Annotated in this window: 18 protein-coding genes; 8 read left to right on the top strand and 10 right to left on the bottom strand. The window is 43.3% G+C overall.

All coding sequences use genetic code 11. The annotated features are described in order from the left end of the window. Window positions 1-52 precede the first annotated feature (52 nt). Together BQ7400_RS09130 and BQ7400_RS09125 are read left to right on the top strand one after the other, a co-directional pair. Window positions 53-718 (top strand): response regulator transcription factor, encoded by a 666-nt coding sequence (locus tag BQ7400_RS09130; protein WP_034437755.1) that lies wholly within the window; start codon window positions 53-55, stop codon window positions 716-718. Further along, complete coding sequence (locus tag BQ7400_RS09125) at window positions 708-2,006, top strand: sensor histidine kinase (protein WP_072470257.1); 1,299 nt, start codon at window positions 708-710, stop codon at window positions 2,004-2,006. Before BQ7400_RS09130 ends, BQ7400_RS09125 begins: the two co-directional genes overlap by 11 nt. A gap of 68 nt (window positions 2,007-2,074) precedes the next feature. Here the strand turns inward: BQ7400_RS09125 and BQ7400_RS09120 are convergent, their stop codons facing one another. The 3 genes from BQ7400_RS09120 to BQ7400_RS09110 all read right to left on the bottom strand — a co-directional run bounded on the left by BQ7400_RS09120 (window position 2,075) and on the right by BQ7400_RS09110 (window position 4,807). Then, window positions 2,075-2,596 (bottom strand): GNAT family N-acetyltransferase, encoded by a 522-nt coding sequence (locus tag BQ7400_RS09120; RefSeq protein ID WP_072470256.1) that lies wholly within the window; start codon window positions 2,594-2,596, stop codon window positions 2,075-2,077. Window positions 2,597-2,869: 273 nt separating this feature from the next. Next, a complete protein-coding gene (locus BQ7400_RS09115; RefSeq protein WP_094230618.1) occupies window positions 2,870-3,454 on the bottom strand; it encodes a uracil-DNA glycosylase family protein in 585 nt (194 codons plus the stop codon). 27 nt (window positions 3,455-3,481) lie between these two features. Next, window positions 3,482-4,807, bottom strand: coding sequence for an NCS2 family permease (locus BQ7400_RS09110; RefSeq protein ID WP_034437748.1), 1,326 nt, complete (start codon window positions 4,805-4,807; stop codon window positions 3,482-3,484). 280 nt (window positions 4,808-5,087) lie between these two features. Between BQ7400_RS09110 and BQ7400_RS09105 the strand changes: the two genes are divergently transcribed. Next, window positions 5,088-7,127, top strand: coding sequence for a C69 family dipeptidase (locus BQ7400_RS09105; protein ID WP_072470255.1), 2,040 nt, complete (start codon window positions 5,088-5,090; stop codon window positions 7,125-7,127). Between the two features lie 72 nt (window positions 7,128-7,199). On the opposite strand, the gene BQ7400_RS09100 is transcribed toward BQ7400_RS09105, so the two are convergent. The 5 genes from BQ7400_RS09100 to BQ7400_RS09080 all read right to left on the bottom strand — a co-directional run bounded on the left by BQ7400_RS09100 (window position 7,200) and on the right by BQ7400_RS09080 (window position 13,160). Then, on the bottom strand, window positions 7,200-8,426 hold the full coding sequence (locus BQ7400_RS09100) for an MFS transporter (RefSeq protein WP_072470254.1): 1,227 nt from the start codon (window positions 8,424-8,426) through the stop codon (window positions 7,200-7,202). A 113-nt stretch (window positions 8,427-8,539) separates the two neighbouring features. Continuing rightward, window positions 8,540-9,466 (bottom strand): glutathione S-transferase family protein, encoded by a 927-nt coding sequence (locus BQ7400_RS09095; RefSeq protein ID WP_072470253.1) that lies wholly within the window; start codon window positions 9,464-9,466, stop codon window positions 8,540-8,542. A 124-nt stretch (window positions 9,467-9,590) separates the two neighbouring features. Beyond that, window positions 9,591-10,625 (bottom strand): zinc-ribbon domain-containing protein, encoded by a 1,035-nt coding sequence (locus BQ7400_RS09090; RefSeq protein WP_072470252.1) that lies wholly within the window; start codon window positions 10,623-10,625, stop codon window positions 9,591-9,593. Window positions 10,626-10,695: 70 nt separating this feature from the next. Then, window positions 10,696-11,871, bottom strand: a complete 1,176-nt coding sequence (locus tag BQ7400_RS09085; RefSeq protein ID WP_219306819.1) for an ArgE/DapE family deacylase — start codon at window positions 11,869-11,871, stop codon at window positions 10,696-10,698. Between the two features lie 14 nt (window positions 11,872-11,885). Continuing rightward, window positions 11,886-13,160 (bottom strand): MFS transporter, encoded by a 1,275-nt coding sequence (locus tag BQ7400_RS09080; protein WP_072470250.1) that lies wholly within the window; start codon window positions 13,158-13,160, stop codon window positions 11,886-11,888. A 255-nt stretch (window positions 13,161-13,415) separates the two neighbouring features. Here BQ7400_RS09080 and BQ7400_RS09075 point away from each other — a divergent pair, with 255 nt between their 5' ends. Beyond that, on the top strand, window positions 13,416-14,075 hold the full coding sequence (locus BQ7400_RS09075) for an ABC transporter ATP-binding protein (RefSeq protein WP_072470473.1): 660 nt from the start codon (window positions 13,416-13,418) through the stop codon (window positions 14,073-14,075). Then, the gene (locus BQ7400_RS09070; RefSeq protein ID WP_072470249.1) at window positions 14,072-14,842 is read left to right on the top strand and encodes an ABC transporter permease; all 771 of its coding nucleotides are present in this window, start codon (window positions 14,072-14,074) and stop codon (window positions 14,840-14,842) included. Before BQ7400_RS09075 ends, BQ7400_RS09070 begins: the two co-directional genes overlap by 4 nt. 64 nt (window positions 14,843-14,906) lie before the next feature. Here the strand turns inward: BQ7400_RS09070 and nhaC are convergent, their stop codons facing one another. Continuing rightward, window positions 14,907-16,298: a Na+/H+ antiporter NhaC gene (gene nhaC / locus BQ7400_RS09065; protein ID WP_072470248.1), complete on the bottom strand. Its 1,392-nt coding sequence runs from the start codon at window positions 16,296-16,298 to the stop codon at window positions 14,907-14,909. A 211-nt stretch (window positions 16,299-16,509) separates the two neighbouring features. Beyond that, window positions 16,510-16,764: a glycine zipper domain-containing protein gene (locus tag BQ7400_RS09060; protein WP_072470247.1), complete on the bottom strand. Its 255-nt coding sequence runs from the start codon at window positions 16,762-16,764 to the stop codon at window positions 16,510-16,512. 885 nt (window positions 16,765-17,649) lie between these two features. On the opposite strand from BQ7400_RS09060, the gene BQ7400_RS09050 reads away from it, so the two are divergent. The 3 genes from BQ7400_RS09050 to BQ7400_RS09040 are packed head-to-tail and all read left to right on the top strand — an operon-like array spanning window position 17,650 to window position 23,831. Beyond that, window positions 17,650-19,470, top strand: a complete 1,821-nt coding sequence (locus BQ7400_RS09050; RefSeq protein ID WP_072470246.1) for a class I SAM-dependent DNA methyltransferase — start codon at window positions 17,650-17,652, stop codon at window positions 19,468-19,470. Beyond that, a complete protein-coding gene (locus tag BQ7400_RS09045; protein ID WP_072470245.1) occupies window positions 19,467-20,672 on the top strand; it encodes a restriction endonuclease subunit S in 1,206 nt (401 codons plus the stop codon). Before BQ7400_RS09050 ends, BQ7400_RS09045 begins: the two co-directional genes overlap by 4 nt. Window positions 20,673-20,687: 15 nt before the next feature. Beyond that, window positions 20,688-23,831 (top strand): type I restriction endonuclease subunit R, encoded by a 3,144-nt coding sequence (locus tag BQ7400_RS09040; RefSeq protein WP_072470244.1) that lies wholly within the window; start codon window positions 20,688-20,690, stop codon window positions 23,829-23,831. Window positions 23,832-24,068 lie beyond the last annotated feature (237 nt).

The following is a 24,068-nucleotide window of genomic DNA, read 5'->3' as shown; positions in this document are numbered from 1 at the left end:
ATAGGGATTTTGCTGGGGTCCTGCTATAATAAAATAAGGATAAGGAGGAAATATGGCAAAATTACTTATTTGTGATGATGAAAAAATTTTACGAGACAGCCTAAAACGCTATGCCGCCTTGGACGGCCACCAAGTCTTGGAGGCAGCCAACGGTCAAGAGGCCCTGGACCTCTGTCAAAAAGAAGACTTTGACCTCTTGATCCTGGATGTTATGATGCCCGTCATGGACGGTTTTACAGCCCTGAAAGAAATCCGGACCTTTTCCCAGGTCCCGGTCCTGATGCTGACTGCCAAGGGAGATGAATTTGACCGGATCATCGGCTTTGAATTAGGGGTAGACGACTATGTAGTCAAGCCCTTTTCTTCCAGAGAAATCATGCTTAGAGTCCAGGCCATCCTCCGTCGCAGCCAAAAAGCTAGCCCCCATGAAGTCTACCAATACAAGGACCTAACAGTAGACCTTACCAGCAAAAAAGTCCTGATCCAGGGGCAAGAAATTTCCATGGCCCCCATGGAATACTCCCTCTTGTTTTACTTTATTGCCCACAAGGGCATTGCCAAGTCCAGGGCCCAAATCCTGGAAGACCTTTGGGGCTACAAGGAAGAAGACGACCGGACCCTGGACACCCACATTAAACTTTTAAGAAAGGCCCTGGGGCCCTATGCCCAAAACATTGTGACCCTCAGGGGATATGGTTACCGTTTCGATGAAAAATAAACCCCTCCGCCAGCAAATCTTCCTCTTCTTTTTTGCCTTTAACCTCTTTCTTTTGGCCCTCTTGTGGGCCCTGCAAACCATCTTCCTGTCAGACACCTATGAGATGATTCGGGAAAAAGAAGTCCGGGAAGCCATCCACCTGGTGGGCCGCCACATTAACTCCCCGGACCTGCCTGTTGTCTTAAAAGAATTGGAAAAATCCAAAAATATTGTTGTCCAAGTTAGTAAGGACTTTGAAATCCCCTACCTTTTAGAAGACTACTTCCAACTGGACCCAGACCCCAAAATTTTAAAAGAAGACCATATCTACACCCTGAAGGACGGGTCTCAAATCTCCCTGACCTTTTACGCCCTCTTAAGTCCTGTGGATGCCACCATCTCCACCCTCCGCTACCAGCTGCGTCTAGTTTCCATCATTATGCTGGTTCTTTCCAGCCTGGCAGCCTTCTACCTTTCCAAGATGATTGCCCGGCCCATTGTCCGCCTCAACCGGGAGGCAAAAAAATTGTCCAAGGGATTCTACCAGGGCAATTTTCAAGAATCCGGCTACCGAGAAATTCAAGAACTCTCCCATACATTAACTACAGCCTCCAAGGACCTGGCCCTCTTGGACCAAGACCGGAGGGAACTTTTGGCCAATGTCAGCCACGACCTAAGGACCCCCCTGGCCCTGATCTACTCCCAGGCCGAACTCATCCACGACTTTCCCCAGGAAGTCACCCCGGACCAAAGTCAAATCATCCTAAGAGAAGTGACCCGCCTGTCCAAGTTGGTTTCCGATCTCTTAAACAAGTCCGCCCTGGAAGTCGGCCGCCTGCCCCTGGATTTAAGTAACTACAATCTTAGCCAGGCCATCCGGGATACCATCCACCAACTCCAGGCCCTGGACCCCGGTCGGAACTTGCGTTTTACCTTTCACTGCGACCAAGATATCTGGCTGGAAGCTGACGAAAATAAGATCAACCAGGTCCTCTACAACCTCCTGGTCAATGCCATGGCTCATAGCCCCCAAGACGGTCTGATCCAAGTTAACCAGGTCTTAGAAAAAAACCGGGTCCTGGTTTCCATCAAAGACCAGGGACCCGGCATCAAGGAAGAAGACCTCCCCTATATCTGGGACCGCTACTACAAGCTGGACAAGAACTTTTCCTCCAACATCCCCTCTACAGGCCTGGGCCTGTCCATTGTGAAAAAAATTGTCCTCCTCCACCATGGTAGGGTCTACGTATCCTCCACGGGAAAATCCGGCTCCACCTTTAGCCTGGACCTCCCCCTGAAACAAGGCTAAAAAAATCCCCGCCGCCAAGGTTTAAGCCCTGGAAGCGGGGATTTTGATTTCATTTGATTTGGATTGGTTTAGCCCTTTTGGCCTTCTTCAAAATCTCGGCTCATGTTAATCAGTGTGTCCCCATCAATTCGAAAGACCGTCCAGTCTACCATGTCTTCGGCATCTAAGCCCTTGTAGAATTGATAGGAGGGGGTGTTGGTATCCAGGCACCACCATTCAAAGCGCTTGCAGTTTCTGGAATGGGCCTTATGGGCTAGAAATTCTAATAATTTCTTTCCATAACCCCGATTCCGATATTCCGGTTGAATATAGAGGTCTTCCAGGTAGAGTCCCGGCCGCCCTTCAAAGGTGGAGAAGTTATAGAAGAAGAGGGCAAATCCGATGGGCTTGCCATCTAATTCTGCCATAACAACATTGGCTGCCCCTTCATCAAAGACGGATTGCTCAATGATTTCTTCTGTGGCCTTGACTTCATGTAAGAAGCCTTCATAGTCTGCCAAGTCGCGAATAAATTGCACAATTTGCTTGGTATCCTCCCGGTTTGCATCCCGAATGGTATAGCCCTTTAATCCTGTTTCATGAACTGACATTTTTGCCTCCTTAAATATCGGCTTATGCTATCTCAATCCTTAGTCTTAATCCCAATAATTCAGTTCCGTATGAACCTCTCCAATAAAAGTAAAGCGTTTTCTCATCTGAGCCTATTGTACTAAAATTGGGGAGTTTTGTCCAGCTATCGGAGGCTTTAAACCCGTTCATTAATTTATAGCTTTTCCCATAGAATTTTTGTCATTTTTCCCCTCCACTTTCTTTTCCCCGCAAGCAAAAAGGGAAGCCCCTTTAGCCTGGTGCTTCCCTTAAAACTATAAACTTAGAATTTCAGCTACCCTGGTTTGTAGGGCCGGGAGGACCTCTTTTGCAAACCAGGGATTTTTATGCATCCAAATTTGATTTCTTGGCGATGGGTGTACAATAGGGAAAAATTTCGGCAAGTAGTCCTTGTAATGTCGGACGGTTTCCGTTAAATTTTTTTGCACAGTAGATCCAAGATAAAAATCCTGCGCCCCCTTGCCAATGAGAATGAACAAGAGAATTTCCTTCATCTCTTTTAACAAAAGCGGGTGCCATTTTTTAGCAAAGCCCTTGCGAGGTTTTTTATCTCCATTAGGGCCCTTGCCCGGAAAATAAAAATCCATGGGTAAATGGGCAAACAAGGATGGGTTGAAAAAAGTAGCCTCATCCACAGCTAAAAATTTCATAAGTCTTTCCCCACTTTGGTCCTGCCAAAGCCTACCACTTTCTTGGGCCCGAATTCCCGGCGCCTGTCCTATTAGGACAATCCGAGCCTTAGGGTTTGCAGAGAACAAGGGTTTATAACCCATGGCTTTAAAATCTGCATTATCTGGGTCGTCTATAATTTCTTGGCGAATTTTTTCCTCGTAAATCAACTATTTCCCCTAAATTCTTAAACTTTTTTAAAAAACAAGTGGGCTTAAATATCTCAGCAAGAAAACAAGGGCCAAGATATACATAACTACTGATACTTCCTTGGATCGACCAGTAACAACCTTCATAATCACATAGGAGATCATCCCTACAGAAATCCCTTCGGCAATGGAATAGGCAAAGGGCATCATGGCAATGGTCAAGAAGGCCGGTACGGATTCCGTATAGTCACTGAAGTCAATTTCAGTAATGGGGCTCATCATGAAAAGACCAACCATGATCAAGGCTGCAGCAGTTGCTTGGGGTGGTACGATGGAGAAAAGTGGGAATAAGAAGAGGGAGATAAAGAAGAAAAAGGCTGTGGATAGGGAGGTCAACCCTGTCCGTCCCCCATCTGCTACCCCACTGGCTGATTCAACAAAGGTGGTAATGGTGGATGTTCCCAAAAGGGCACCACAAACTGTTCCAATGGCATCCGACAAGAGGGCCTTGCTAACGCCCGGCAGGTTTCCGTCTTTGTCAATTAAGTCCGCCTTGGTTGCCACCCCAGTTAGGGTTCCTACTGTGTCAAAAATATCCACAAAGAGGAAAGTGAACATGACGGAAAACATGTCAAAGGTGAGGATGTTGTTCCATTCCAGGTGGAAGGCCACATCCTTAATGGACGGGGGTAGGGAGAATAAACTTGCAATTCCCGGAAAATGGGTTACCCCTGTAATCAGGGCAATCACTGTTGAGATAATAATCCCGTATAACAAGGCTCCCCGAACTTGTTTGGCTGTTAAGATGGCCATGGTAAATAGGGCCACAATGGCAATAAAGCTTTCCTTGGTCAAGAGGTTGCCCATAGACAGGTAGGTTGCTTCATTGGCTACAATTAGGCCTGAACTGGTAAAACCAATCAGGGCAATAAAGAGACCGATCCCTACGGACACCGCCTTTTTTAATGAATAGGGAATGGCTGTAAAAATTGCTTCCCGGACATTGAAAAAGGATAATAGGATAAAAATAATACCTTCTAAAAATACAGCGGTTAAAGCAAATGACCAGTCATAGCCCATACCAAGACAAACGGTAAAGGTGAAAAAGGCGTTTAAGCCCATTCCTGCCGACAGGGCAAAGGGCATGTTGGCGTAAAGGCCCATCAGCAACATGGCAATAATGGATGCAATGATGGTGGCTGTAAAGACGCCTCCCTTGTCCATACCTGTTTGTGACAATAGGCTGGGGTTGACAATTAGGATATAGGACATGGTCATAAATGTCGTTAATCCGGCCATAAACTCTGTTTTTGCATCGGTCTTATGCTGACTTAGCAAAAACTTGCGTTCCAAAAACGATTGATTGTTTTCCAATCTGATCCCTCCTTTTATTTAATACCTTTATTTTAGCACAAGCCAGGCTCTTTTAATAGGCGGATAAAAAAAGAGGAAGAAAATTTTCTTCCCTTCCCCGACTCTGGGAAAGCTCCCTGTCTTTTACTTTATTTTAGAAAATCATTTTCCTATTTTTCTTTTTTTGCCTGATCTTTTTATTTAAATCCCAATAATTTAACAAGTCTATTTTATTTATTTACCTTGTTTTAATTTATATGCGTGTTATAATAAAAACAAACAACAGAAAGGATGATACATTATGAAAACCTTTGTCAAGAAAGCATTATCTCTGGCCTTAATTGGTGTTTTCCTCTTAACGCCCATGTCCGAAGTTCTCGCTTGTACCGGTGTTATCGTCGGTAAAAAAGTATCTGCAGATGGCAATCCAATGATTGGCCGGACAGAAGACTGGTCTTCTGCCTACAATAAAACAGTCATTGCAACTCCTGCAAAAACCTACAAAAAAGGCGATATGTACAAGGACGTCTATGGATTTACATATCCTATGCCCGAAAAAACCTACGCTACTGTTACCGTTCCTGACGGCTACCAAGATGATGGAGACGTCTTCGAAGCAACGGGTTGGAATGAAAATGGCGTCACCATGACAGCCACTGTTACAGCTACTGCCAATGATAAGGCTCTTTCTGCTGACCCCCTAACTGACCACGGACTTTACGAATCCTCTGTTGTCAGTGTGGTTCTTCCAAGAATTAAAACCGCCCGGGAAGGGGTGGATGTCTTAGCCGATATCATGAATACCAAGGGTCTTCAAGAAGGGGCTATTGTTGTTATTGCTGACCAAAAAGAAATCTGGTACATGGAACTTTTAACTGGTCACCAATATGTCGCCATTAAATATCCCGATGATGCCTACTCTGTCTTCCCCAACTGCTTTATGTTAGGTAAAGTAGATGTTAAGGACAAAGAAAATGTTGTGGCTTCTAAGAACTTAATCAACCTGGCCAAACAAAATGGCTTCTTGGTTGAAGAAGATGGCTTAATCCACGTCCAAAAAACTTATGCTGAACCTCTAGCTTCCGGTAATAGGGACCGTCTATGGGGTGGAATCAACTTCTTGGATCCAGACAAAAAAATCCCCTACAATGCCGCAAGTTTTGACCTTTTACAAAAAACCGATAAAAAAATCTCCATTAAAAAATTAATGGAATTCCAAAGAACTCGTTACGAAGGTACCGACAAGGATGCCAACCTTCCTAAAAATGCCAAGGTTCGCCCCATTGGTACTGTTGAACAAGAACACGCTCACGTAATCCAAATTAAAGAAAACTATCCTAAAGAACTAGGCGGAATCCTCTGGGTTGCCATGGGAAATGCTGAACATTCTCAATATGTTCCCATCTTTGGCCCCATCACCGACACCATTGCCCCCTACCAAGTTCCTGGTGACCAATACACTCCAGAATCAGCCTACTGGACCATGCGTCAAGTATCTGCCTTAAGTGAAATCAACCGGAACCTCTATGGAAAATATGTCCGTGAATACAATGACCTTCAAGAAAAAACCATCTTGAAACGCATTGACAAGGAATTGGACGCCCAATTAATCCAAGCCTACAAAACATCTACTGAAGCTGGCCGTCAATTGGCTACCAAGCTCTCCATGGAATACCAACAAAAAGCTTACGATGACGCTACTTTAATGGCTAAAGAACTCAACACCTACTTCCTGGACGTGTCTGGTAACCCTGGTGTCAACGGATACCCCGACCGCAAGACCAAACCCTACATTCCCAGTCTTTTAGGTCAAGAAAGACAAGAACAAATCTTAAAGGAATTAGGATTTTCCAATAAGGCTGCCTCTGCCCAACCCCTGGACAAGGGAACAGCCACTACAGAAGACGAATTAGCAAAACATTGGGCCAAGGCTCCCCTGGAAAAAGCCATTAGCAAGGGCTGGATGTCCAAGGTTGAAGATAAGTTTGCCCCAGACAAAATTGTCTATGTGGAAGACCTTCTTGCCCTTTTGGATGCCAAGGATCCCGGATTCAAGGCAGGCAGTTTGGATGCACTTCTGGACCAATATGCCATCCAAAAGACCTTTGTTTTAAACCGTCAATCTGCAGCCCTTATCTTAAATGCCTATGCTAAGGAAGCTGCCAAGCCCATACCTACTCGACTTGTTCAAATCAGCGACGAAGCCAGCTTAATACAATGGGTAAAAGAACCTGTTGCAGCTGTTTTAGCCCTGGGTTGGTTAAGCCCCCAAGCTGGTGCTTTTAACCCTGCCAACCAAATTACTCGTGGCGAATTAGCAGTTATTGCTGATCGCATTTAGGAACTTTTTCCCCTTATAAAAATAGGAAGACCTCCCTGGTGGGAGGCCTTCCTATTTTTTTATTTCTCTTTTTTACTTGTTTTCATGGATCATTTTTTGCATCTTTCGGTACAAGAAGAGAGCAAAAATTTCACAGACAATACATAGGAGAAAGATCAACCAAGTCTTTTGCTGGTCATAGAAAAAGCCCATGTAAGAAGCCCCAAAGAACAAGGCTAGACCGTAAGCTGCATTAAAGACCCCATACCCTCGGCCCCTTTTGGAAAAGGGCACTAGGTCCCCAATGGCTGACTTCATAACTGTCTCATGGGCTCCCATTACCAGGCCCCATAAGAACATACCCAAGACAATCAAGGGCACTGAATAACTCAGAGTTAAGAAGGGAAGGCCCATGGTAAAAAGAGGAACCAGACCTAGGATTAAAATCCCCCCAGTCCTTAACTTGGTCTTTTCCTTTAAGGAATCGTAAGCCTTACCCACGGCCAAGGCTGCCAGGGCATCTACAACCATGGCAAAGGAATAGACCATGGTGATTTGTCCATCTCCCAAAAGGCCTGTATCCTTTAAATGGTAGCCAATAATGGCAAAGTTGGCAAAACCCAATGTTGTGGCAAAGATAAAGGCCGTATAGACCCAAAAAATTCCCTTGAGTGACCTGTTGTCGAAGTCCCGAATCTTCATCTCTTGGATGACTTGTTTTTTCTCCACTGTCCGGTAAGCATAGTAGACAAAGGACATTAAAAGGATGAAGGGAATAATTAAAGCCTTGTAGCCCATTTGGTATTGGACCAGGCCATTTCTTCCGGTAAAATAAAAAACTCCCGTGAAAATTAAGGGACCAATAAAGGCTCCCAATTGGTCCAGGGCCTCTTGGAGACCAAAGGCCATCCCCAGGTTGACTTCTTTTTCTGCCACACTGGACAAGATGGTGTCCTTGGCTGGATTTCTCAGGGCCTTACCCAACCTTTCCAGGAGGATAAAGACCACCAAGAGGTTCCAGTTTAGGGTCATCCCCATCAGGGGAACCACAATTAACATCCCATAACCGATAAAGATAAAAAGCCAATGTTTTTGGCTCACATCTGACCAATAGCCTGCAAAGAGGCGTAGAAAATAACCAACTAATTCCCCAATCCCAAAGACGATTCCAACCTTTGTGGCAGAAACCCCAATAAGGTTAAAGTATTGGCTATTGACCCCCCGGGCAGATTCATAAATCACATCTCCCAGCATGGAGATGATCCCAAAGATGAGAATCACCTGGATGGCTGGACTCAAGGCTCTTTTTTTCTCCTTCATCCATAAACTCCTTCCTGTTTTCCAATTTAGTTAAGACCAATATAGTCCTGGCCTTCCTGGAAAACAAGGGCTCATTGTTTTAACATCTTTCACTTTTGCCCGGAATTTCCTCTTCAATCCAAGTCTTCCAAGGGGCCCAGGGGGACAATCCGGGTGGGATTGATGCTGGGGTGGGACCAGTAGTAGTGGCTCTTGATGTGGTCCATGTTGACGGTCTCCTTGATTCCTGGCAGGGCGTAAATCCTCTTGGTATAGGCCCAAAGCTTGGGATAGTCCCTGATTTGTTTTAGGTTGCACTTAAAGTGGCCATAGTAGACTGGGTCAAAGCGGACCAAGCTGACAAAGAGCCGGATGTCAGCTTCCGTAAACCGGTCCCCCAAGAGATAGTCCTTACCTTCCAGGAGGTCTTCCAACCAATCCAGGGTCTTAAAGAGTCCCCGGACTTCTTCTTCATAAATTTCTTGCTTGGTGGCAAAACCAGCCTTGTAGACCCCATTGTTGACATGGTGGTAGACTTCTTGGTTGATCCGGTCAATGTCCTCCCTCAATTCCTGGGGATAAAAATCCAAGTGGTTCCCCGTCAGGTCATTAAAGGCCGTATTCAGAATCCTTAAAATTTCTTCAGACTCATTGTTGACGATGGTCTTTTTCTTTTTATCAAAAAGGACCGGCACCGTAACCTTACCTGTATACTTGGGGTCTGCCTGGGTGTAAATTTCCCTGAGATAGCGGGCGCCAAAAAGGGGGTCCCTTGTAGAACCGGGATAGTCTTCAAAGGTCCAGCCATCCTCCCCCATCAAGGGAGAAACAATGGCCAGGTCGATGATTCCTTCCAGGTCCTTGAGTTTACGCATCATAAGAGTCCTGGAAGCCCATGGGCAGGCCAGGGAAACATAGAGCAAGTAGCGATCTTTTTCCGGGGGAAAGGGGCCGTTTTTTTCAATCCAATTCCTAAAACTGGATTCCTTTCTTTTAAAGGAACCATCCTTACTGGCTTGGCCTTGGCTGGTTACCCATTGTCCATTGATTAATTGTCCCATAAATCCTCCTTTATATTCAAACTGGTTTTTCTTGCCTTTTATCTATACCCCTAAAGTCTCTTTTCAACATATAAAAACCCTCTTCATTCTGGCCTTGGCCATTTTGAAGAGGATTTCTTTTCTTTTATAATTCTCCATTTAGGGTCCGGTAGGAAATCCAACCATCCCCAATATTACACCAGGTCCTGGTTCCGTCGTAGAAGGTATCATAGACGTAGACTTCCGCTCCCCGGTCCAAGGAGTAGTTGACCCGGTAGTTTTTCCCGGGACCAGACCGGACATTGGCTGACCCACTGGTAACATATTGGAAGGTATTGATGATATTGCTAGACGCCTTGGCTTGCTTGGCCCGGCTGGCTGCCTCTTTTTCTTCCTTCTTGGCCTTTTCTTCCGCTGCCTTGGCTTCGGTTTCTGCCCGGGCCTTTTCTTCATTCATGCCTGTTTGGGCGCTGAGGGCATGGGTCTTCATGGCCAGGAAGGACTCATTTTCCGGTGCCACGGCCAAGAGGCCATTTAACAATTGGATGGAGGTGGAATAGTCCTGCATCATGTTATAGGCATCCACCTTGCCTTCAACAGTCGTTTGCAAGTCCGTTAAGACCTTTTCCGCTTCCTGCTTGATGCCATTGTTGTGGTTGCGGACTTCCAGTAGTTTTTGCAGGGCCTGCTTGTAGGATCCTTGAGCCAGGAGGTTTTTGGCATTTTCCAAACTTTCACTGTCCTGGGCCAGGGCATGGGCCTCTGTCATCTTCTTTTGATATTTTTCTTGGTCGGTGGCCTTGTAAAGGTCTTGGAACTTAACCGTAGCATCTTGGTAGTTGCCTTCTTCCATGGCCTGGGTGGCCTCTTTTTCCAGGCCGGCCCTCTTCCAGGTCTTGACGGCAAAAAGTCCCAAAACACACACGATGGCCAGGGCCACCAAGAGGCTAACTATTTTTACAGCCATCTTTTTTTGAGACTTACTGGGCCTGTCTTCATAATAACCTTGGGGGTAGACTTCTCGTCCCTCTTCCCGGAGGCTTATCCTCTCATCCTCCTGGTTTGAAAAAGGCAAGCGGTCTTCCACTTCATGGTTTCCCGGAAAGGCCAAGGGGCTCCCACAGGAATTACAAAACTTTGCATCGGAAGCATTTTCCTTCCCGCAAGCTGGACACTTCATCAAAACACCTCACTTTATTTTTTTGAATTTAGCTCATTTGTTATTAGTTTATCCTACTTGGTCTTCTTTTTCAATCTCTATTTTCTTCTGGCCTTCCTAAAAAATCCAGGGCCGTCTTCTTAAAAATTTCAATGGTGTCCAGGTATTCATCCAATTCAATGTATTCATCAACCACATGGGCGTTTTTGGTTAGGCCGGGACCATACACCAGGAGCTGGACCTCTCCCGGCAGGTTGATATAGCGACACAATTCGCAGGCGCCAATGAGGGGCCGGACCTGGATATTTTTTCCCTGGCCCGACTTCTTCAAGGCTTGGATTAGGGCATTGTCCCTGCCTGCTTGAGCCGGATCCAGGACTTGGTCCAATTCCAGGCTCATTCTTGCCCTGGTTGGGTCCTGGTTATTTTTTTCGATAAAGTCTTGCAAAAGTCCAATGGCCTTGTCGGACCCAAATTCCGGTACCGTTCGAATGTTTCCCTTGAGCCAGGCCTTTTCCGGAACGGAATTAACTTGGTTACCCCCTTGGATCATGGAAAAAACATTGATGGTGGACCCTAGGTCCTTGTTTTGATAGGCGGGATTGGCCGTTACCTGGTCAAATTCTTCTTGCACCTGACGGATATAGTCGCTAAGGGCCAGGATGGAATTGATCCCCAAGTCTGGCATGGAAGAATGGGCCGACCTTCCTTGGGACTGAATGGTGTACATAATGGACCCCTTGCAGGCAAAAATGGCCTGGTTTTCTCCGTCCCTCTTGGTGGGTTCTGAAATTAAAATGGCGTCCACCCCATCTAGGTAGCCCCCTTCCACCAGGTCCAGGGCACCCTGCATGCCGATTTCTTCCCCCACTGTTCCGATAAACCAAATTTCTCCGGGAAAGTCTCGATTTTCTTCTAAAATATCCAGGATGGCATAGATGCTAGCCGCCACCCCGGCCTTCATGTCACAAGTTCCCCGGCCATAGAGTTTGTCGCCTTGGATTTCTCCCCCAAAGGGCGGATGGGTCCACCCCTCTCCGGGAGCCACCACATCCAGGTGGCCGGAAAAGGCAAAAATTTTCCCCGGCCTCTTGCCCTTTACTTTAACAATAATATTGGCCCGTCCGGGATAGGAATCAATAATTTGATTTTCCACCCGGTCCCGGCCCTTAAAAACTCCTTCAATATATTCCGCCACTTGTCTTTCATGGTCGTTCACCGATTCAATTCGAACCAGGTCTTGTAAAATTTTCAAATACTTTTCCATTCCTATTCTCCCTTCTAGGCCCCGGCCCCATTGGCATATTTTTTAGCCCCTTGGTGGGCCAAGAACCAAAAGATTCCCGTTAGGCAGGCAAAAACGATGTTGATGACCCAGGCCCATTGGTAGGAGCCTTGGGCATCATAAATATAGGAAACCAACAGGGGACCAAAGGCAGCCCCGACCTGGGTGGCCGATTGGACAAAACCATAGGCCTCCCCGTACATTTCCCGGTTGTAGATGGTGGAGGTCACCAGGGGAGGCAGCACCGACCCCAGGGCCAGACCAAAACCAAAAACAATAGAAAAGAGCCAGGGCCCCCAGGATTTTTCCACAAACAAAATCACCACAAAACTCAAGGCCAGGGTTCCAGCCCCAAAGGCCAGGGCATGGTGGATCCCCTGCTTGTCCGCAATCCGTCCCAGGAGCAATTTTCCAAAAACTCCCAGCAAGAGGTAAATGGACATAACCTTGGCCGCCACTTGGAAGCCAGCAGCCCCTTGGAGGGCCGGCGGAAATTGCAGGCTGGCCCCGTTGGCCAGACCATTTAAAACAGACCCCAAGAGGAGGAAAATAAAAAAGCTGGCAGACAAGGAGGCGGCAATGGTCAAGCCCACATTTAAGGACCGGTCCGAATCCTTGGTCAAGTCTATTTTTTCCGGGCCTCCCTCCCGGTATCCATAGGGCTTTAGCCCCTTGTCTTCCGGCTTTAAGTAGATTAAAAAGAGACCGAAAACCAGGCCTAGGCCCAAAATAATCAGGGCATAAACCCGGTAGGAAGCCCGCCAACCGAAATTCCCAATCAAGCTAGAAATCAAGGGACTTAAAAGAGCCCCACCTGCCGAAATTCCAGAAACGGCAATGGACGTTGCCAGGCCCCTTTTTTCTTGGAACCAGTTGTTAATCAACATCATCATGGGAATTTGGGCCGTGGCAATATAGGCGCCCCCAACCAAAAAGCCCAAAATGTAAAAGTGGTATTGGTTTTGGGCCAGGGAGTAGCCAAAGACCCCAGCAGAAAAGACCAGGGCCCCGAAAGTCCAGATCCGCTTAAAATTATACTTGGTTAGAAAATAAGACATCACTGGCCCCAGAAAAATTCCCACCGCCTGGGTAATGGTCCCAGTAAGAGAAAAGGCCGTCCTGGAAAAACCCAAGTCCTGGGTCACTGCCAACTGCCAGCTGTTGGACAGGGAGTTGACAATGGGGACATAGACCCCTAAAACCAACGACGCCACAAATAAAATAACCCATGCGTAGTGAAAATTTTTGACTTGTTTTTGTTCAGTATTCATTCCGGACCTCCTGCTTGTCTTTCTTTGTCTATGTTTTATTTGTACCCTTGATTGAAAAAAGCTATCAGACAAGTTGGGGGAATTTTCCGGGTCGAAAAAGGAAAAAACTTCCCCGGCAAGCCCCCTTGACAGCCGAAAAGATTGTGCTAGCATAAAATACAAGAAGTCTTCTATCCCATGGAAGTCATGAGAAAACCACCCCGCCATCATTCTTCAAAAAACAGACCTGTCCAAAAACCAAGAAAGGTGATCAACTTGCCCCTATTAGAATTTAAAAAACTAAACTACCAGACCCAGGACCGGGAAATCTTGCGAGACATTTCCCTAGATGTGGAAGCCGGCGACTTCATCTCCATTGTAGGCCCCTCAGGCAGCGGGAAAAGCACCCTGCTGAAACTGGCCAGCCACCTCATTAGCCCCAGCTCAGGCGACATGCTCTTTAAGGGGAAAAACTACCTGGACTACCCCCCTGGAGACCTGAGAAAAAACATCGGCTACTGCTTCCAAACCCCCCATCTTTTTACCGGCACCGTCCTGGACAACCTAGCCTTCCCCTATGATATCCGCCATAAAAAACCAGACCTTGATAGGATCCACGCCCTCCTGGACCTCTTCCACATGTCCCGAGGCTATTTAAGTAGAGAAGTCCACGCCCTTTCCGGGGGAGAAAAACAAAGAATTGCCCTGGTCAGGACCATGGTCTTTATGCCAGAAGTCCTCCTCCTAGACGAAGTCACCTCCGCCCTGGACCGAGACAACGCCGCCTTGGTAGAAAAAGCCATGGTCGACCTCAATGCCCAAGGCACCACCATCCTCTCGGTGACCCACAAAATCCACCAAGGGAAACACTACGCCAATAAACTCTTGACCCTTGACCAGGGAAAACTTGTATCCTTCCAGGAGGTCCTCCAATGAATTCCGTAAACCATATTAGCGTGCTCTCCCTGGGATTTTCATCCTGCCTAATCCTCATTACCCTCTTTTTCTCCTATTGGCAAAAACTCAAACTCGAAAAAGACATCCTCATTGGCGTTGTCCGGGCCGTTGTCCAACTGGTCCTTGTGGGCTACATCCTGGACTACATCTTCGGCTGCGAAAACCCCCTCTTTACCAGCCTCCTGGTCCTCTTTATGATCTTTAACGGGGCCTTTAATGCCCATAAAAGAGGCCGGATGATTCAAAACGGCCTGGCCATTTCCTTTTTGTCCATAGCCGCCGGCACCATCATTACCCTCTTGATCCTGGTCCTGTCCCACACCATCCGCTACCAACCCTACCAAATCATCCCCATTAGCGGCATGATCATTGGCAATGCCATGGTGGCCCTAGGCCTATGCTACAAACAACTGGCCGCCAATTTTAAAGACAAGGCCCCAGAAGTGGAAAGCAAACTCGCCCTGGGGGCCGACATCCTTCCCGCCTCCATCGAAATTATCCGAGACGCCATAAAAACCGGCATGGTCCCCACCATCGATTCCGCCAAAACCCTGGGCATCGTCTCCCTCCCCGGCATGATGACCGGCTTAATCCTGGCCGGGGCCTCCCCCATAGAAGCCATCAAATACCAAATTATGGTCACCTTCATGCTCCTGTCCGCCACCTCCATCGCCTCCTTTATCGCCTGCTACCTGTCCTATAAAAGCTTCTTTAATGAAAGGAAACAATTGATTGTCTTGAAGTAGGGAAAATTGTCAAAGCAAAAGGCCCATCCTAAGGATGGACCTTTTTTATTTAAATCTTAAAGAGTTATGGTCGCTTATCTCCCTTTCGGAAAATAAAGATTCCTGCATAGGCCATAATAATGGCTACAATGGGATTGAGTAAATTCAAAAAGGCAAAAGGCAGGTAAGAAAAAGTTGCTACGCCTAAAGTAGCTGCCTGGTATGCCCCACACCCATTCCATGGAAACATAGGAGACCACAAGCTGCCACCATCTTCCAAGGTTCTGGATAAATAACTTCTCTTCAAGCCCATTTCATCATAGAGCTTATAGTACATCCGGCCAGGAATAATATTAGCTAAGTATTGGTCTGTTAAGACAAAGTCACATAAAATTCCTGTTACAATTGTCGTCAGGACGAGAGATCCTACACTATGGACATATTTCATAACTCGGATTAAGATTGCATCGGTAAAGCGAGCTTTTTCCAAAATTCCACCAAAACAAAGGGCAAAGATAATTAAGGAAATAGTCCACATCATTCCATTGACTCCTCCACGAGTCAACAAACGATCTATCAATTCCATTCCCGTATCCCCGGTATATCCATCCAACAAGACGTTTAATACGTCAACTAAATTTGCACCTTGATAGATAAAAGCGAGGGCACAGCCTACTCCACTGGCCATAAGTAAGGACGGAATTGCTGGTATTTTTTTCCAGGCTGATAGTAAAACAAAGAGGGGTCCAATAAATAAGACTGGTGTTATTGTGAAGTTTTGGGCTAAAACTCCCCGCATCTCATCAATTAAACTCAGGCTATAGTTATCTGATGAATGATTTAATCCTATGATTGTGTAAATAATCAAGGCAATAATCATACTGGGAGCTGTCGTATATAACATGGACCGAACGTGTTCATATAGGTTTGTTTCTGCTGCAGCTGCTGCTACGTTTGTACTGTCAGATAAGGGAGAAATCTTATCTCCAAAATAGGCACCAGAAATAACCATACCTGCTGTGATTTCTGGTCGAATTCCAAGTCCAGCACCAATTCCCATCAAGGCCACGCCAACCGTACCTCCAGAAGTCCATGCAGACCCTGTAGCTACCGAAACAATTGCACATAAAATACAGCCTGTGGGTAAAAATAGTTTTGGGCTGATTATTTCTAAACCATAGTAAATCATGGCCGGAACAATTCCTGATAAAACCCAGGACCCAATTAACATACCTACGCACATGACAATCATAAGTGCTTCTATGGCCCTAAAAACAGACGTAATCATTCCATCATTGATTTCTGTCCATGTTAGACCCACCTTCCAAGCCATTAGTGCTGCAACAATAGTTGATAAAACAATGGGGATATGCGGATCAATTTCCAAAACTAGCATGGAATAGACAACAATCACCGCCATGGCGAACATCGGGAAAAGAGCTTCCCATAATTTTGGCATTCTTTTCTCTTTCGACATAGATTCCTCCTTTTATATTTAAACATATATTTTTTATAAATGTTCACTTTAATTATAAATGATTGTTAAAAATAATTCAAGATATTTTATCACTTTATTAAATTTTGTTAAAATATTATTTTTTTTAACTGGCCTGCTGCATTTTTTCATTTTATCTTCTTCCCAGCAAAGCAAAAGGCCCATCCTAAGGATGGACCTTTTTTCTCTATCTTTATTTTTTACTAGCCATGCCCACCAGCATCCCAATGAGCATACCCACAGATATGCCTATGGCTATATTTTCCATATTCAGGGCAATTCCAACTGCAGTCCCTAGGCACATTCCTATGGTCATGCCCTCGACTAGATAACTTTCTTCTATCTTATCGATCTCTTTCTTTTTTGCTTTTTTCTTAGTGGTATGAATTATATAAACCACCACTAAACTAACCAAGACCACAGGCAATATTGCCCGTAAAATATCCATACAACCCCTCCTTCAGGTTTTTGCTACTCTTCCCATTCTTTTTCAAACGTACGATGTATCCAAAACCATTCAAAATACTAGGTTCTAATTTTTCTAATATCATTAAATCCATCTAATTATAGGATGTTTTCAGATTTTTAGTCCCGTCCCAGTCCCGGAGAAAAATTATTAACATCATACTTCTTTATTCAAACCTGTATCACTCCAAGAAAGTTTATATGTGTTTTTACTATGGTTAGATTTAATAACATTGATCTCATAATTATCTCCTCATTATAAAAATTATATCATTATATAGAAGCATCTAACTCTTCACATTAACTTAATTTTTTATCTCTATCACTATTATAATACGATAGCCATAAATGGTAGTTTCCATATACACTCTCTTTATTAGTATAATTATAACAAAAAGCATATTTAAAGTTGCTTTTATGGGATGTATTTTTGTAATTGCCATACTAATCACCATGACCTCGCTTTGATTTATTAAGAGGTAGAGAATGGATCTGCCATATTTCTCTTCATGATTTTCTATTTTTCTATAAGGTTTGTTACTTCTACATAAAAAAGACCGGCTTTTAAAATCTGATCTATTCCTATTAAGTTAGCTCTCTATATCGTTGATATATTCACATAATTATGATAATCTTAATTAAGATAATAAGAATGGAACTATGGCTGTTAGTTATAAAAACTCTTACATTTTATAATTGATGAAGACATTTCCAATCAAGACTTAATGAGAATGAGCAATATTTTCACCAACATTATTACTAAACTTCATACAGGGCAATATATAGCTAAAGAAAGTGGAAGGCATATGTACGACTTACACTGCAAGCCCACTGATATTATGGAATTTAAAGCGGAGGAAAAATCGAAATGATTAATATAAGAAAACTTGAATCAGATTTATGGGAATCTGCGGATTTACTACGTGCAGGTTCTAAGCTTACATCAAATCAATATTGTATGCCTGTTCTTGGACTTATTTTCCTACGCTACGCCTATAGCAGATACAAAATGGTTGAAGCAGAAATCTTAAAAGGACGTCCATCTCGTGGCGGTCGAGTTTTACCTGTTGAGGCAAGCGACTTCGCAGCCAAGAGTGCCTTATATCTTCCTAAAGAAGCCCAGTATGATTACTTGTTGAACCTTCCAGAGGATATTTCTTCTTTAGGACTTGTTAATAAAGACGGTCATACTATGAATAGTTTAGGAGAAGTTGTCAATAACGCTATGCATCTCATTGAAGAACAAAGCGAGCAATTAGTAGGTGTACTTCCTAAGACTTATACCGATTTCTCTGATGAGATTTTATCAGAACTTCTTCGTATCTTTAATAACTCTGCTCTTGATAAAGTCGGTGGAGATATTATCGGAAGAATCTATGAGTACTTTTTAAATAAATTTGCAAAAAATATCGCATCTGACGACGGTGTTTTCTTTACCCCTAAGTCTCTTGTAAAGATGATTGTTAATATAATCGAACCTACAAGTGGAGTCTTGCTGGATCCAGCTTGTGGTTCGGGAGGTATGTTCATCCAGTCCGGGGATTTTGTAAATGCTACAGGAATGAACGCCAACAGCACTATGACCTTCTATGGTCAGGAGAAGGTTGAATATAATGCCCAGCTTTGCCTTATGAATATGGCAGTGCATGGACTAACAGGTGTCATCAAATCCGGTGACCAAGCTAACACTTTCTATTACGATGCCCACAAGCTTGATGGTTCTTGCGATTATGTAATGGCAAATCCACCTTTCAATGTAGACAAGGTAAAGGCCGAATCATGTGAAAGCGCAAAGCGTTTGCCTTTTGGAATGCCAAGTATCAATAAAAATAAAGAAATTGGAAATGCGAATTATCTTTGGATTTCTTACTTCTATAGTTACCTTAACGAAAGAGGTCGTGCCGGTTTTGTCATGGCTTCATCTGCTACCGATAGTCAAGGCAAAGATAAAAGCATCAGAGAAAGTCTTGTTAAAACAGGCCATGTCGATGCCATGGTTAGTGTTGGCAATAACTTTTTCTATACCAAATCTTTACCATGTTCTCTTTGGTTCTTTGATAAGGGAAAGACTGAGCCCATCAAGGATAAGGTCCTTTTCATCGATGCAAGAAATTATTATACAGTCGTTGACCGTACCCTGAACGAATGGACTGATTGGCAACTTAAAAACATGAATGCCATTGTATGGCTATATCGTGGCGAGGTCGATAAATACTCTGCCCTTCTTAATGAATATCGGTCTGCTCTAGGCAGTGATAGGCCTTTTGCAGACCAAGTACACGAACTAGGAGAGAAGGCAAAAGCCCTTCGATCAGAAGCAAAAAAAGCAGTCAAGTCGGCTGAAAAACGAGAAAAGAAAAAGACCCAGGAAGCCTATGATACAAAACTTGCAGAACTTAACGATACCCTCACAATAGCTAAGGAAGCAAACTGGCTCTACGAAAAATTCGGTGAGGGAGTCTATGCTGATGTCCCTGGTCTTTGTAAGCTAGCATCCATTTCTGAAATCGAAGAAAAGGGCTGGTCCCTTACTCCCGGAGCCTATGTCGGCGTGGCACCCCTTGAAGATGATGGGGTAGACTTTGAAGAACGCATGACTGAAATCCACCGTGAATTATTGTCTTTACAGGCAGAATCAAACGACTTGATGGATACCATCTCACAGAATATGAAGGAGATGGGGCTATGATGTGGGAAAAGGTGAAAATTGGAGATGTATATGAGGGACTGTATGATGGCCCTCATGCGACACCTCCTACCAGTGATGATGGAGCAATTTTTCTTGGAATATCAAATATAACAAAAGATGGTCATATCGATCTTTCTGATATTAAACATATCAATGAGAATGACCTCCCAAAGTGGACAAAGAGAGTTACTCCAAAAGGCGGAGATATTGTTTTCTCGTATGAGGCAACGCTGAATTTATATGCTATTATTCCGGATGATTTTTGGGGATGTCTTGGAAGAAGAATGGCACTAATTAGACCGGATGAAACCAAAGCGCATGGGAAATATTTGTATTATTATTTTTTTTCGGAGGAATGGCGATCAACTGTATCATCACATATAATTACTGGAGCAACAGTAGATAGAATACCTATTGCTAAATTTCCGGAATTTATTATTTCCTTGCCTCCAATGGAGAAGCAACATAAAATTGCAAATATTTTATCTAATTACGATGACTTAATTGTAAATAATAAGAAACAAATTAAAATTCTCGAAGAAGCAGCACAGAGGCTCTACAAGGATTGGTTTGTTGATTTGCATTTTCCGGGATATGAAGATGTGGAGATTGTTGATGGTGTGCCTGATGGATGGACTTTCACAACCGTAGATAGTTTTATCAAGCTTCAAAGTGGTTATGCATTTAAAAGCAATTCATTTGACAATACAGGAAAATTCAAGATAGTGACTATAAAAAATGTTCAGGATGGGAAATTTGATGGAAATAATGTTAATAGAATAGTTGAAATACCTACCAAGATGCCTAGTCATTGCAAATTGATTGAAGGTGATACATTACTTTCATTAACAGGTAATGTAGGAAGAATTTGTACAGTTATCGGTAATGATTACTTGTTAAATCAGCGTGTAGCAAAAATTGCATCTGACTATCCTTGTTATGCGTATTGCTTATTTAGTAGCAAAAAGATGTTTCATGATATGAATAATCTAGCCAATGGTGCAGCTCAGCAAAATTTAAGTCCAATAAGAACTGGACAGATGCAGATTTTGAAGCCAAGCAAAGAAGTTCTAATAATGTTTGAAGAAATGACAAAACCATTAATAGATAAAAAAATATTGCTTAATAAATCAATGATAACTGCTGCTGAAGCCCGTGACCGTTTATTACCCAAATTAATGAGTGGAGAAATCCAAGTGTAAGGGAGGTGGAAAACAATGAGCTATGATTATTCAGAGAATATCCTTGTCCAGGAAAGTGCTGGGAATTTACTGTGTGATGAATTAGGCTGGGATGTTCAGTTTGCCTATAATACTGAAGTGCTCGGTGAAAATGGCTCTTTCGGCAGAGAAAGCTATAAGGATATTTTGCTTACTCGCTATTTTATAGAGGCTCTTAGAAAGTTCAATCCCTGGATCAATGAAAATCAGATCATTGAGGCCCAGGAGCTTTTAGAAAAGAGATTGTCTACTTCTTCCCTCCTCCAAGTGAATGAAGAAAAATATTTTTTCCTTCGAGACGGTATTCCAGTTACAGTCAAAAAGCCAAATGGTCAGACGGAAACAAAAAAGGCTATAGTGATTGATTTTAATAATCCCGATGAAAATTATTTTCTTGCAATCAAGGAACTTAAGATTCATGGAGATTTATATCGCAGAAGAACGGACATCGTAGGCTTTGTAAATGGGATTCCCCTTCTCTTTGTAGAGCTTAAGAAGAATACTGTGGATGTTCAGAATGCCTATGAAGATAACTACACTGATTATCTTGATACCATTCCCCACTTGTTCTATTACAATGCCTTTATTATGCTTTCTAATGGAACAGAGGCTAAGGTTGGTACCCTTGGCAGTAAGTTTGAATTCTTCCATGAATGGAAGCGTCTTGCCGAAGAGGACCAAGGAAGTGTTGCTCTTGAAACAATGCTTCGTGGTATTTGTAAGAAGGAAAATTTCCTTGATTTATTTGAAAATTTTATCCTATATGACCATTCTGATGGGCGCACGGTAAAGATACTGGCTCGTAACCACCAATACCTTGGTGTGAACGAAGCGATGAAGGCTTATGCGGACAGAAATCTGAATGATGGTAAGCTTGGTGTCTTCTGGCATACACAAGGTTCTGGCAAAAGTTATTCAATGGTCTTCTTTGCAAAAAAGGTCCGAAGAAAAATGGAAGGAACGCCAACCTTTGTTATCCTTACAGACCGCGATGAACTGAATAGGCAGATTAGTGATACCTTTGAGAATTGTGGGCTGCTTGGTAGGGATATCAAGGCTTCTGAATTTATTGCAACAAGTGGAGAGGACCTTGTTAAGAAACTACATGGAAATCCAAGCTTTATCTTCACTTTGATACAGAAGTTTAATAAACCGAATGAAAAGCCGATCTATCCCGATCATGATATCATTATCATGTCTGATGAAGCCCATCGTAGCCAATATGGTATCTTCGCTGATAATATGATGAAATTGTTGCCTACTGCTGCACGCATCGGCTTTACAGGTACGCCATTACTTTCCAGTGATAATATTACTGCTCGTACTTTTGGTGGTTATGTATCCGTTTATGACTTTAAAAGGGCTGTTGAAGATGGTGCGACTGTCCCTCTTTACTACGAAAATCGTGGGGAAAAGATTGTTGATTTACACAATCCGGAAATCACGAATCAAATTCTTGATGCTATCGAAAGTGCTGACCTTGATGTTGACCAACAGGATAAGCTAGAGGCTGAATTTGCAAAGGAGATCCACCTACTCACAGCCGAGCCTAGGCTAAGATCTATTGCCCGCGACTTTGTAAACCACTACTCTGATTTATGGACAAGCGGAAAGGCTATGTTTGTTTGCTTAAACAAGGTTACCTGTGTCCGTATGTATAATTATGTGCAGGAATATTGGAAAGCAGAAATCAAAACCTTAAAGGCAAGTTTGAAAAATGCCAGTCAACAAGAGTCTCTTGAACTTGAACGAAAAATCAAATGGATGGAAGAAACTGAAATGGCTGTTGTAATCAGTCAGGAACAAAACGAAATCCAAACATTTAAAAAATGGAATCTAGACATAAAGACTCACCGCAGCAAGATGGAAAAGCGTGACTTAGATAAAGAATTTAAGGATTCAAAAAATCCGCTCCGTGTTGTCTTTGTATGTGCAATGTGGCTTACTGGCTTTGATGTTAAATGTCTTTCATGCCTATATCTCGACAAGCCATTAAAGGCTCATACACTTATGCAGACCATAGCACGTGCCAATCGTGTCAGCGAAGGCAAAAGCAATGGTTTGATTATAGATTATATTGGAATCGTAAAAGCGTTAAGAAAGGCTCTTGCAGATTATACTGCTAATGTAGGTGGAGATGGTGGCTCAGACCCTACAATAGATAAAGACGAACTTATTGTTCGTATTATCGAAACTATTGGTAAAGTAGTTGAATTTTTGAGTGAAAATGATTTTGACTTAGAAATGCTCATTGACGCCTATGATTTTATGAAGCTATCCTACCTCCAGGAAGCAGCGAATGCAGTATGCGGTTCGATTGAGGATAAAAAAACATATACTACCTATGCATCGGAATTGAATCGTCTAATGAAATATACTGACAGAGATGATATCACTGGTCACACTCGTAAGCAGTATGAAGCTATTGCCGCTATCTATGCCGAATTACAAAAAAAGCGTAAGCACATCAATACCACTGACCTTATGATTGAAATCAATGAAATTATAAGTGCATATGTTGAAATTCAGCATACACCTACTATGGCGTATGAACAACCACGCAGGTTTGATATCAGTGACATTGACTTTGATCTTCTTCGCAGGGAGTTCTCAAAGATTAAGAAAAAGAACCTTGTTTTAAGGGATTTAGAGGAAGCAATCCAACAGAAACTTGACAGTATGCTTTTTACTAATCCTGATCGAATTAACTACTACGAACGCTATCAGCAAATTATCGATGATTATAATAGCGAGCAGGACAGAGCCACAATCGAGAAAACTTTCATGGAGTTGATGGATTTGGCTAATCGAATAGGCCATGAAGAACAACGCTATGTCCGTGAAGGTTTTACAAGTGATGAAGAGCTTTCTCTTTATGATATGTTGTTCCGTGATGATTTGAGCAAGACAGACATCAAGAAACTTAAAGAAGTTGCCGCATCCCTAATACAGAAAATAAAAACTAAAATTGCAGAATTTGACCATTGGACAGATAAGCAAGAAACAAAAGCAGCTATTGATAATCTTATCCGTGATACCCTTTGGGCAGAATTGCCGGAGTGTTACGATGAGGTTAGTATCTCTATGTATCGTCAACAGATTTATGAATATGTATATACTCGATATAGAGAAGTTGCTTAACTGGAAGAGTATAACTGATCTCACATACCATTTCGGTACTTGAACAAAAGAAATAACGCATATAATTTTTGATTATGATGAAGATATGAAGTTTAGACCATTAGCAGGCGGTGGAGAGATCACTGGACTTTTATCAAATGATGTAGACTTCAATAATTTTCTTATAGAATGGAATGAGATGAGAAAAAGCATTACAACGATGAGATAACAAACGAGGAATTTGAAGATTGGAAGTTA

Origin of the sequence: Urinicoccus massiliensis (assembly GCF_900120405.1) — a bacterium.
In the GTDB taxonomy this organism is placed as follows: domain Bacteria; phylum Bacillota; class Clostridia; order Tissierellales; family Peptoniphilaceae; genus Urinicoccus; species Urinicoccus massiliensis.
Note: the sequence above shows the minus strand (reverse complement) of the source record. Positions and strands in the feature narration are given on the sequence as shown.